This is a genomic window from Pelovirga sp. C15f, assembly GCF_057178085.1.
Window position 1 is genome coordinate 480,265 of record NZ_JBXUCV010000001.1, and the last position, 11,641, is coordinate 491,905.

The 11,641-nt window shown below is 49.6% G+C and carries 8 protein-coding genes and 1 tRNA gene; 7 read left to right on the top strand and 2 right to left on the bottom strand.

Features of this window, described 5'->3' with window-relative positions:
* Positions 1 to 9: 9 nt before the first annotated feature.
* On the bottom strand, positions 10 to 1,164 hold the full coding sequence (locus tag AC1931_RS02370; RefSeq protein WP_483875624.1) for an MFS transporter: 1,155 nt from the start codon (positions 1,162 to 1,164) through the stop codon (positions 10 to 12).
* A 480-nt stretch (positions 1,165 to 1,644) separates the two neighbouring features.
* On the opposite strand from AC1931_RS02370, the gene AC1931_RS02375 reads away from it, so the two are divergent.
* Positions 1,645 to 3,063: a phosphoglucomutase/phosphomannomutase family protein gene (locus AC1931_RS02375; RefSeq protein ID WP_483875625.1), complete on the top strand. Its 1,419-nt coding sequence runs from the start codon at positions 1,645 to 1,647 to the stop codon at positions 3,061 to 3,063.
* Between the two features lie 130 nt (positions 3,064 to 3,193).
* Here AC1931_RS02375 and AC1931_RS02380 read toward each other — a convergent pair whose 3' ends face one another.
* Positions 3,194 to 3,553: a PilZ domain-containing protein gene (locus AC1931_RS02380; protein ID WP_483875626.1), complete on the bottom strand. Its 360-nt coding sequence runs from the start codon at positions 3,551 to 3,553 to the stop codon at positions 3,194 to 3,196.
* 149 nt (positions 3,554 to 3,702) lie between these two features.
* On the opposite strand from AC1931_RS02380, the gene AC1931_RS02385 reads away from it, so the two are divergent.
* The 6 genes from AC1931_RS02385 to AC1931_RS02410 all read left to right on the top strand — a co-directional run bounded on the left by AC1931_RS02385 (position 3,703) and on the right by AC1931_RS02410 (position 11,504).
* A complete protein-coding gene (locus AC1931_RS02385; protein ID WP_483875627.1) occupies positions 3,703 to 4,302 on the top strand; it encodes a TetR/AcrR family transcriptional regulator in 600 nt (199 codons plus the stop codon).
* Positions 4,299 to 5,810: a TolC family protein gene (locus AC1931_RS02390; RefSeq protein ID WP_483875628.1), complete on the top strand. Its 1,512-nt coding sequence runs from the start codon at positions 4,299 to 4,301 to the stop codon at positions 5,808 to 5,810. The genes AC1931_RS02385 and AC1931_RS02390 overlap by 4 nt, the downstream gene beginning before the upstream one ends.
* A gap of 9 nt (positions 5,811 to 5,819) precedes the next feature.
* Entirely contained in the window at positions 5,820 to 6,878 is a 1,059-nt protein-coding gene (locus AC1931_RS02395; protein WP_483876159.1) for an efflux RND transporter periplasmic adaptor subunit, read from the top strand.
* A complete protein-coding gene (locus tag AC1931_RS02400; protein WP_483875629.1) occupies positions 6,878 to 9,976 on the top strand; it encodes an efflux RND transporter permease subunit in 3,099 nt (1,032 codons plus the stop codon). Before AC1931_RS02395 ends, AC1931_RS02400 begins: the two co-directional genes overlap by 1 nt.
* A 178-nt stretch (positions 9,977 to 10,154) precedes the next feature.
* A tRNA-Gln gene (locus tag AC1931_RS02405) sits at positions 10,155 to 10,229 on the top strand.
* A gap of 315 nt (positions 10,230 to 10,544) precedes the next feature.
* On the top strand, positions 10,545 to 11,504 hold the full coding sequence (locus tag AC1931_RS02410; protein ID WP_483875630.1) for a tetratricopeptide repeat protein: 960 nt from the start codon (positions 10,545 to 10,547) through the stop codon (positions 11,502 to 11,504).
* Positions 11,505 to 11,641 lie beyond the last annotated feature (137 nt).

Below are 11,641 nucleotides of genomic sequence, written 5' to 3' on the forward strand. Positions count from 1 at the left end.
ATCTAGGTTTTAGGTTTCATTTATTCGCTGGCGGTGCCAATAAACCGTGGTTGCAGCAATTGTGATCAATCCGCCGAGGCTGATCAGAGGCAGGGTAAAACTCCCGATTTTGTCATAATAGTAACCGGCCAGCAGTGGAGCAACCGCACCGGGAATATTGGCTGAAAAAAGCCAGCCGTAGATTGAGGCAACCCTTTGTGCTCCCCAGATTTTTGCAACAGATCCTGCATAGATGACCAATACACCGCCATAGTTGAAGCCTGTAAGAATGGCAAACAACTGCAAACCGGCACCGGATATAAGAATAACGGGAGTAAGAAACAGGATGGCAGCCTGGGCCATCAGGTTGATGATAATCGCCTGAACGGTACCAAGGCGATCAAACAGGCCGCCCCAGATGACTCGCCCAGCTGCATTGGCCAGGGCAAAAAAGGAGACGGCACTGACACCGGTTACCAGGGTTGCTGACTGATAGAGCTCTTTAATGTTGGCATTGACGGCGAATCCTGCTGCAAGACCGGTAAACATACAAAAATAGAGTATTAAAAACCGCGGATCACGAAATATCCAGCTCGCTTTCTGAGAAACCCCAGAAACGATGTATTTGAATTTGGGGGGATTCACCATAAAAATGGAAGCAAAGAGAATCAGCAGGGTGAATGTTAAACCAAAATAACCGAACAAATTAAACGGGGTAAACCCCTGGTTGAGGAGAAATCCTGCACCTGAACTGACAAGCGCTGCCCCACCACCGAAGCCGGCGACCGCAATGCCCGTCACCAGTCCTTTATTGTTAGGGAACCATTTCATGCAGGTGGAGATGGGAACTATATAGGCAATCCCGGCACCAATGCCGGCAATAAAACCATTACCGATAATCGTATAGAGGAAGTTTTCTCCTCCCAAAGAAGAAATAAGCCAGCCGCTTCCAAACAGAATTCCGCCACAGATTGTTGAAAAACGTGGCCCGAAGCGTTCAAGCAGCGTCCCAGAAAAGATCATTGTTGCCGGAAAGACAAAATAGAACAAAGTAAAAGGGATCTGGGCGTGGAACTGGCTGATGCCGACAAGATCTCGCAGGTGCATTACATAAACTGACCAGGAGTAGGTTGCCCCTAGGCAAAGTTGCATTAATAATGCTGAAAACACAACCATAAGGGACATGAGTTTACTCCTGATGTTAAAATATTGGAGGTACAGGTTATTGTCTTCTGTTCGCGTATGACAGTAAGCTAAGCAGCGAATGCTTTTTTGTCAATCGCCAACCATGAAAGGTCATGTCAGGTTTGAAATATTCTGCAATAGAATGGGAGTCTCTTTGTGAGCGCTGCGGACGCTGTTGTTACGAAAAATATGAATATCGTGGGCAGTTTTTTTACACTGAGACTCCGTGTGAATTTCTCGATCGACAAACCCGTCATTGCCGTGTTTATCATGAGCGTCAGGATAAACAGCCTGAATGCGAATGTCTCACCCCGGAACTGGTCCAATCGGGGGTACTGCCAGATGATTGTCCTTATGTTACCATGTTAAACAGCAATCGGCGTGACCGAGCTCTTTTAAAGCGCACCTAAACCAGATTGACCCATAATGCCTGGCTACGCGTGATACAATCCGGTAATTTTTTAAGGAGATTAAACAAAAATGGCAAAGATTAAATTTGGCACCTCCGGTTGGCGGGCAATTTTATGCGACGACTTTACCTTGGATAATGTGCGGGCTGTCAGCCGTGCAATAGCTGACTACCTTAATCACGAAGGGATTGCTGACCAGGGTGTCATCATCGGTTATGATGCCCGCTTTATGGGCAAGGATTTTGCCCGTGAGACAGTGCGTGTTCTATCTTCAGCCGGGATCCCTTCGTATCTGTGTGAGCGCGACACCCCGACCCCGGTCATCGCTCATGAGTTGTTGCGGCGCAAAGCCGCAGGTGCCATCAACTTTACCGCCAGTCATAACCCCCACACCTACAACGGCATCAAGTTTTCACCTGCCTGGGGCGGACCGGCATTGCCGCAGACAACCACCGATATTGAAGCGCGCGCCAATGCCCTGAAGGGTTGTGATGTCCCGGTAATGGATCTCGACAAGGCCAAAGCAGAGAATCTTTATACAGAAATTGACCCGCTTCCAGCCTATTTTGACACACTAAAAAAGTTGATCGATCTTGATGCCATTTCCGCATCAGGCCTGCGTATTGCGGTTAATCCTCTTTATGGTTCCGGGCGTGGTTATCTTGATGTTCTGCTTGAACAATCCGGCGTTCCGGTCGTAACCATCAATGCCCACCTTGACCCTTATTTTGGAGGAGAGCCACCGGAGCCTGCCGCGGCCCATATTGCTGATTTTATCAAATTGATTAAGGAAGACAGTCAAATCGCTTTGGGCCTGGCAACAGATGGTGATGCAGATCGCTTTGGTATCGTCGATCGCGATGGAACCTACATTGAGCCGAACTATATTCTGGCTTTACTCTTCGATTATATGATTCGCCGTAAGGGGCTCACCGGCGATGCTGCCCGCAGCGTGGCTACCTCTCATCTGATCGATGCGGTCGCGGCTCACCATCAGGTCAAGGTTCTTGAAACACCGGTCGGGTTTAAATTTATTGGTGAATATATCAGTGCCGGCAAAATTCTGATTGGCGGTGAGGAAAGTGCCGGTCTGACGGTTCGTGGCCATGTCCCTGAAAAAGACGGCATCCTTGCCTGTTTGCTGGTGGCAGAGATGGTTGCCGTTGAGCAAAAAACCCTCAAGGAACTGCTTGCGGACCTATATAACCGGGTAGGGGCATTTTATACGCGCCGGATCAATATCCGTCTGTCGGCTGAGCTGGAAGCTCATCTGCCGGCTAAACTGGAAAATCCACCTGCAGAAATCGGTGGCCGCAGCATAAGCGAAGTGATTCGTATCGATGGCAATAAATTTTTGTTTGCTGATGGCTCGTGGATGCTGTTTCGTAAATCGGGAACGGAACCGGTGGTCAGGTTATATGCCGAAGCTTCGAACGAAGAGACACTGCAACAATTAATTGACGCCGGCAAAAATTTTATTCTCAGTTGATGAGCCTGCCACCACGGCCACCTAGAAAAACAAACGGATCCAGTATGATGGATCCGTTTGTTTTGGGTCAGCTAAGGGTTGAAGTGGTCAGAGATGGCTACTACGACGCCGTTCGATGTCTGCAGCAATATCATGAATGGTGATGACGAACCCACTCATCCAGTTGTTCACTAATCTCTTCCGGCATATCAATAAATTTGATTCCCATTCCCGCTTCAAACGGAAGATGGCTGCCAAAGGGGCGTTTCCAGATGACTTCACATAAACAGCGTGCCGTGCCCTTAAGGGGTGCAGGAAGCTGAAACTCCAGTTCGAGCTGTTGGCCCGGTTCAATCGGGTTGGTTGTAGCTATATACATGCCACTGCGGCTGATATTCTTGCTGTAACCGAAAAGTGTCGGCCGCCCACCATGAACATGAACTTTCTGAATGATCAGCGGGGCACGCAAGTTATGTCGTAGATCAGCGACTGGTCGTTCAATATCGTTCATTGATTGTAACTCTCTGCTGGTTGTTGGTGCTTTTCATTTGCTTGGGCGCACTATGCCATAATTATTCTTTGTTGTCTTGGCTCTTTTGTTGACCTGTAACTATTTTCATGTAAACTCGACTCCGTTCGACATTTATTCCGGAGTTTATCATGAGCGGCACAAGAGAACAAAAAAAACAGCAGACCAGGCGGGCTATTGAAACAGCTGCGATCGACCTTTTCAGTCGTAAAGGTTTTGATGCCACCAGCATGGATGATATTGCCGGCGCTGCAGGAGTCGGCAAGGCAACTATCTACGGTTATTTCCCGGCCAAGGACGATATCTTTCTGCATTACTGCGACGATCGGCTGATAACCGCATTCAATCAGTTTAAAGAACAGCATTCAGAAGAAATTACCTTTGTCGAATATCTGGTTGCTTTTTTTATGATCAAGTTTGCTTCTATTACTGAAAACCGTGAATTTGGTCGATTGCTGCTGCGTGAGATGTTGTTTCCCAGAGAAGCCACTGACAAGGTTCGCGAACATAACCAACGCTATTTTGACATTCTTGAGGGTGTATTTTCTGTCGCTGAAAAGCGCGGGGAAATTGCATTAGATCTTGACCATTTTATGTTGTCGGGCCATTTTTTTTCACTCTATGTCGGCTTACTGGCTGGGTGGTACAGTGGTTATTTCAAATCGTTGGAAGAAGTTGAAAAGAATATGAGAACTCTCTTCCAACAGGTCTGTCATGGGATTGTATCGTGAATTGTCTACCTGTTACTTTATTTGTCTTTGTCTGTCTTTTCTGTCCGCTTCTTTGCTGGTCAGCACCTTCGACCCTTAATGAGCTGATTGTCCTGGGGTTGCGTGCCAACACGCAACTACAGATAGACCAGCTAGAGGTAGACAAGGCACACCAGGCCATTGTGATTGAACAGGCAGCATTCGATCCTGAAGCCTTTACGCTGATAGAGTACGAACAGAGCAGGGTTCCCCTTGTTAATGATGATTTCAGTGGTAGCATAACGACCCGCCAGTATCAGGGGTCTATCGGGCTGCGGCAGCGCTTCAGCACCGGCATGACAGCCACGGCCCAACTGCTGACCGAACGTTTCAGCGGATTTGATGCTTCCAGTACCCTTGACCCGCGTTATCGAAGCACTTTTGTTCTTGAGCTGAACCAGCCTTTACTGCGCAACTTTGGTCGGGTAGCCAACCAGACAGCCATCGACCGCGCCGGCTATCAGCTACGGCAAACAGAACTGGGATTTTTATTCAATGCCCAGGAACTGGCACTGGACCTCGAATACGCCCTGCGCAGTTTGGCCTTGCAGCGGCAGATTATTGGGTTGCGAGAGGATGCGCTGGTATTGGCAGAGCACCTGCTGGATTTTAATCGTCGTCGTTTTGAAGAGGGTCTGGTTGCCATCACCGAAATCCAGGGAGCCGAGGCTACCCTGGCACAACGCCGGTTACTGCTGGCCCAGGCACGTCAAGAGCACGATCTGCTTCAGGAGCAGTTAAATCGTCAACTTAATGGGTTGCTGCCTTCTGATTTTAATCCGGTCCCCATGTTTGCAGGCGAGACCCTTCCTGAGAAAATCGTCAGCGAAGATTCCGCCCTGCTTGAGACTGCACGCGCTAAGCGCCTTGATCTAAAGATTGCTCAATTGTCCCTGGCAAGTCAGCAACGGCAACTTGACTTTTATACCCAGCAACTCAAACCCCAACTCGATCTGCGCCTGCAGGCCGGCCTGAATGGTTTGGCCGGTCGCCAGCAGACGGTCACTGCTTACAGTGGTGTCTGGGGTGATTCTTTTTCCAGCATGAGCAGCGCCGATGGCTATCAGTGGGGTGCCGCTCTTGAGTTTTCTATACCCCTGGGTAACCGCGCGGCTCTATCACGTCAGCGCCAGAGCCAGGTGACTGTTCAACAGCAGCACTACCAGATCAGCGATCTTGATATGGCTATTCATACCCAGATCCGCGAAGGAATCGTAGAACTCAATCACGCATTGGAACAGCAGACAATCAGCGCAGAATTTGAACGTCTGGCGTCCATTGCCCTGGGACAGGAACAGCGTCGCCTTGATGAAGGACTCTCCGATACGTTCCGCTTAGTAACTTTTCAGGACAATATGATTGCTGCCCGAATTGCGCGTTTGCAGTCCACTACCGCATGTCAATTGGCTCACGCCAACATGGCATTTGTCATGGGCGAAATCTTTGATCGATACCAGATTTATCTGGATGCTAACCAGGAGGGCTTTTAAGCGTTGACTATGAGGCAATTTTCTATCTGCAGCCGGCTGATACTGCCCTTGGTGCTGTTACTCATCTGTGGTTGTGATTCCCCGCCACCAGTTGCAAGCGTTGTCGACAACGATCGAGAGGTCAATGTGGTGACCCAGCCCCTGGTTGCGGTTGATCTGACCGAAACCTTTACCCTGCCGGCGCGGGTACAGGCGCGCGACGATTTAACCCTCTCAGCCGAAGTTGCCGGTACGATTGTAAACACGCCTATCCGTGAAGGGATGAGGGTGGTTCAAGGGCAAATGCTGATTGAAATTGATTCCGCTGTGATTCGTGCCCAGCTGGAGCGTGAGACCGAAAATGTCGCCGTATTGACGGCACGGCGTGATCGCCTGCAACGCCTGGCGTCGGAAGGGCTGGTCAGTCGGCAGGAGCTTGATGATGTCAATAACGGGTTGATAGCGGCACAGACGGCATTGGAACAGGCGCAGATACAACTACAAAAAACGACACTGCGTTCACCAATCGACGGCATGGTCGATCGCCGCATGGTTGACGCAGGTGAGTATGTTGACCCCGGCAAATCGCTGCTGCGGCTGGTTTCGGTTGAACAATTAGAGGTTATTGCCGATGTTCCGGAAAAAGATGTAATTTTTTTAAAGCCGGGGCAACAGGTGACCATTACTCCGGCAATTATTCATGGCGATCAGGTTGAGCCACTAACGGCAATGATTGAGTATATTGCCGTGGTTGCCGATGAGGTTTCTCGTACTTACCACACCCGGATGGTGATCGAAGAGCCCGATGGTATTTTGCGGCCGGGGATGATTGTTCGTGCCACCTTTGTCCGACGTGAGCATCAACAGGCACTGGTTGTGCCCTTGTTCTCCGTTCTTGACCGGCGCAACACCAAGGTCGCCTATATCGTTGAAAATGGCCATGCACGTGAGGTGGAGGTTGTCACCGGCAGTTCGGTTGGTCAACAACTGGTTGTGCGCAGTGGCCTCGAAGTCGGCCAACAACTGGTGATCAAGGGCCAGCAGTTGCTGATTGATGGGGTAGCCGTTAACGAGGGAGAAGCACGGTAATGCTGATTACTGATGCCTCGGTTAACCGGCGCAGCACCATTTTTTCGCTGATGCTGATCATTATCATCGCCGGCATGTACAGCTATCTGACCTTGCCGCGCGAATCGACCCCTGATGTCACAGTTCCCTATGTCCTGGTGGTAACTCCTTATGAAGGGGTGGCGCCGGTAGATATTGAAAGTCTGATTACCCATCCGATAGAGCGCAAACTTAAAGGCTTAAAAGACGTTGACAATATCCGTTCGGTCAGTGCCGAAGGGTCATCGATGATTATCATCGAATTTATGCCTGACGTGGATATCGATCTGGCCCTGCAGTGGGTACGAGATAAGGTCGATCAGGCCAAAGGGGATCTGCCGAGTAACCTGGAAAATGATCCCATTGTACAGGAGATTAACCTGTCGGAATTTCCTATTCTGATGGTGTCGGTAGCGGGTATTGCTGACGAAAGCGTTTTAAAAAAAGTTGCAGAGGAACTGCAGGACTGGATACAGACCATCCCCGGAGTTCTGGACGTAGGCTTGAGCGGGGGACGCGAGCGTGAAATCCGCGTTGAATTTGATCCCGACCGCATGTTTGCCTATGAAATTTCCCTCGCCGAAGTGATCCGTGGCGTTCAGCGTGAAAATGTCAATATCCCGGGGGGCAGTATTGATATCGGTGATGCCAAATACCTGTTACGAATCCCCGGCGAGTTTACCGATCCCCACGAAATTGACAATCTGGTGCTGACCCGGCGCGATGGACACATCATCTATTTCAAGGATGTTGCCGATGTGGTTGATGCTTTTGAAGATCGCAGCAGTTACTCTCGGCTTAATGGTGATCAGAGTGTCACTCTTGCGATCAAAAAACGCACTGGCGCCAATATTATTGACGTTGCTGATCAGGTTTTTGCTTTACTGACTGAAGCCGAACCGATGCTGCCTCCGGGAGTTGAGCTGGCAGTTACCTTTAATCAGTCAGATGATATTCGCAAGATGGTACGTGATCTTGAGAACAATATCATTACCGGACTGATCCTGGTGGTTAGTGTATTGTTTCTGTTTCTTGGCCTGCGCAATTCTTTTTTTGTTGCCCTGGCAATCCCTTTCACCATGTTGATTGCTTTTTCCGTTCTTTATCTGCTCGACATAACCCTGAATATGGTTGTCCTGTTCAGTCTGATCCTCGCCCTCGGGATGCTGGTCGATAATGCCATCGTCATCGTCGAAAATATTTATCGTCACATGCAGAGCGGGACCAGTGGTGAACAGGCATCAAAAATAGCAGTGTCTGAGGTCGGATGGCCGGTAATCAGTTCTACGGTAACGACTCTCTGTGCCTTTTTCCCGCTGCTGTTCTGGCCCGGTATTATGGGCGAGTTTATGGCGTTCTTACCCAAGACCCTGATTATTACCCTGCTGGCTTCATTGTTTGTGGCATTGGTCATTAATCCGACGATTTGTGCCCATGTTATGACAGTTCCCCCGGATCGCCGCCTTGAAGATAAAAAACTGCCGCTGATTCTTAAAGCTTATGCCTGGTCTTTGGAGTTTGCCCTGGGTCATCGTTTGCTGGTTGTTCTGGCATCACTGCTCATGTTGGTTGGTATCACTACCCTCTATGTCATGTTTGATCATGGAGTTGAGCTGTTCCCTGATACGGAGCCCAATCGCGCTTTTGTCGAAATTGAAGCACCGGTAGGCACCAACCTTGACGCCTCGGATCTGCTGGCACGAACAGTAGAAGCAATTGCTATGACAGAACTCGACATCAATTTTGTTATCACCGATGTTGGCACTACCAACAGCGATGACGGCGGCGGTGGCAGTGTGCTCTCCAATTTGAGTAAGATCTCGCTGGAGTTTGTTGATCGTCATGATCGCAAGGATCTAGCTACGGATGTGCTGGATCGGATTCGCCAGGCGGTTGCGCCCATTCCAGGTGCTCATTTTGTGGTAGAACAGCAGGAACAGGGCCCCCCCACCGGACCCCCGGTCAATATTGAGGTCAGCGGGGAGGACATCGATGTGATTGAGGGTCTGGTCAAAGAGATACTTGAACGAATCGAGTCGGTTCCCGGCTTAGTCGATATCCAGGATGACCTGGCGCGGGCGCAACCAGAAATCCGGATTGTGGTTGATCGTGAGAAATCCAGCTTGCTGCAGTTGTCAACTTCGGAAATATCGGAAATGGCCAAGGCAGCCATCAGCGGCACTAAACTTGGGGTTTTTCGGGAAGGTGAGGATGAGTATGATATTGTCGCGCGTTTTCCGTCGGAGCGGCGTCAATATCTTGCTGACATTGAAAACCTGTTGATTCCGGCGGAAACCGGGGTACCGATTCCGTTATCGACGATAGCCCACGTGGAAACCGGGGTGGGTTTCGGCTCGATCCGTCATCTTGATTTGAAACGTGTGGCCACTCTGTCGGCAGAAACCTACGGACGCAACAGCAACGAAGTATTGATGGAGATACAGGAGCGTCTTGCCGACCTGACTCTGCCCAACGGCTATTTGATTGACTATTCCGGTGAGCAGGAGGAACAGAACAAGGCCACTGCCTTTTTATCCAAAGCCTTTATTGGTGCCGTATTACTGATAATGCTGGTGCTGGTGACCCAGTTTAATTCCCTGTTGCAGGCGTTGATTGTCATGACTACCGTTATTCTTTCCCTGACCGGGGTTTTCTTAGGCTTGTTGATTACTGCTAAGCCCTTTGGCATCATCATGACCGGAATCGGCGCCATTTCTCTGGCTGGGGTCGTGGTGAATAACGCGATTGTGCTTATCGATTACACCAACCAGTTGATGCGTAACGGTATGGATGCTTTTGCTGCTATTATGCGTGCCGGGATGGTCCGTTTTCGCCCGGTGCTGCTCACCGCGGCAACGACAATCCTTGGTTTGCTGCCGATGGCACTCGGAGTCAGTTTTGATTTTCATACCTTTGGCTGGGAGATTGGTGGTGAATCGTCAGAATGGTGGGGGCCAATGGCCGTAGCCGTTATTTTCGGACTGGCTTTTGCTACTATGTTGACCCTGATTGTTGTTCCGGTTCTTTATTCGCTTGCCGATTCCCTGCGCAATCGGTTCTGGTCTACGAAAAATGTTTAGCTACAAAACAAACCTTCCAGCCACCAAACCACACAGAAAAGCAGGTAAGGGTTGTTGTTACTATAATCTTCATCCTTTTTGCCGGTCTTGGTGAGCTTTTAACCTAGGTGGTTGATTGATTTTTACTTTTCCCTTGACGCTATAAATGATCTTTGCTAGAAAATCGATCTTCCTTGATTGGGGCGTCGCCAAGCGGTAAGGCACCGGATTTTGATTCCGGCATTCCCAGGTTCGAATCCTGGCGCCCCAGCCAATTTTCTCAATTCATAAAACGGTCATCCGCCAGGATTCGAAGCGTAGCGAACGCTGACTTGATGTCAGAAAAGCGGCCACGGATGGCCGCGACAGTGAGCGTAGGGGAGCCTACGCAGGAATCGCCGTGATGGCGATGACGTAGTGGGCGAATCCTGGCGCCCCAGCCAATTTTCTCAATTCATAAAACGGTCATCCGCCAGGATTCGAAGCGTAGCGAACGCTGACCTGGTTGCAATATTTTAAAAATCCCTTCGGTTGATTAATCTTCAGTTTTGCAGTAGATTTTCACGGTCAAGAAGTGAGGTATTTACTGATGTCCAAAACTTTGTCACCGTCCACCGATGAATCCTTTGTGTTCTGGACCCCACCAGCTGGGATGACCTTGTCCATCGGTGAGGATGAACAACTTAAGCTGCCTGCTTTTCCACTGCCTCTGTGCGCTACCGACGCCCCTGATGATCTGTCCGTTACACCATCTGAGCGCCTTATCGGCGAAGGAATTTACGAATATCTGTGTGCCAACCCGGAAACCGAACGGGCTGCTGTTTATGCCGACATCTTGCGTCAGGCTTATCCTTTTTTGATATCCGATATTGGTTCACAGTTGCTGCTGCTTGATGCCCGCCCTCATGATGATGTCGCACTACAGAAGAAAATTCCTCTTTTAAAGATATTGTTGCAGTTGGACGAAAATAATTTCGGTTTGCTGCATAAGTTGGGTGTTTCCTGTTTCAATCTGGCCATGCATCCCAACCATTTAACCGCGACGGGTGAACACCTCAAGTGTGCCCGCCTGTGGCTTGAAAAAGCTCGTCGTATCCGCCCTCAAGATGTCCATAACCTCAATCACCTCGGTCAGGTCTGTTATCTTTCTGGTAATTACCATCAGGCCAAACTATATTGGCTGAATGTCGTCAACCAAATGGACAACGATAAAGAGCAAGCTCAGTTGCAACACCGCCTCGACCTCATTTCCGAGGGTGGCTTTCCGGTACTGGCGTTGCAATTTCAGCTTGAACAAATGGGGCAGGCGAAGAAACTGTTTGATGCCGGCGATATCTCTCAGGCCTATGATCTCATTGAAAAGCTGGTGCATCAGGGTGAGTTGTTGCAGGAGTTGCCGAGCGCTGATTTCTATCACCTTATCGGTATTTGCCGTGAGGCCGCCAATGATCTGGCCGGTGCCTTCGAAGCCTTAACCATGGCAACCCAGCTTGATGATAAGCATGAGCAGGCGCGTACGGCGCTTAAGCGTGTTTCCCCGGTCACCTAGAACAAAATAGAGGGACATATGGCTTCTTTCCGATTTGCTGATATTCTGTTGACTTTGGTTGTCCTGCTGATAACATTTGCTATTCTTTTCCTGGTAGAGCGGACCCGTAGCAAAAATCGTAAGAAAAAAGAAGAAGC

Coding starts and splice junctions, on each gene's coding strand:
- AC1931_RS02395 (WP_483876159.1), top strand. CDS start 5,820: ATGAGGCAATTTTCTATCTGCAGCCGGCTGATACTGCCCTTGGTGCTG.
- AC1931_RS02410 (WP_483875630.1), top strand. CDS start 10,545: ATGTCCAAAACTTTGTCACCGTCCACCGATGAATCCTTTGTGTTCTGG.
- AC1931_RS02370 (WP_483875624.1), bottom strand. CDS start 1,164: ATGTCCCTTATGGTTGTGTTTTCAGCATTATTAATGCAACTTTGCCTA.
- AC1931_RS02375 (WP_483875625.1), top strand. CDS start 1,645: ATGGCAAAGATTAAATTTGGCACCTCCGGTTGGCGGGCAATTTTATGC.
- AC1931_RS02385 (WP_483875627.1), top strand. CDS start 3,703: ATGAGCGGCACAAGAGAACAAAAAAAACAGCAGACCAGGCGGGCTATT.
- AC1931_RS02380 (WP_483875626.1), bottom strand. CDS start 3,553: ATGAACGATATTGAACGACCAGTCGCTGATCTACGACATAACTTGCGT.
- AC1931_RS02400 (WP_483875629.1), top strand. CDS start 6,878: ATGCTGATTACTGATGCCTCGGTTAACCGGCGCAGCACCATTTTTTCG.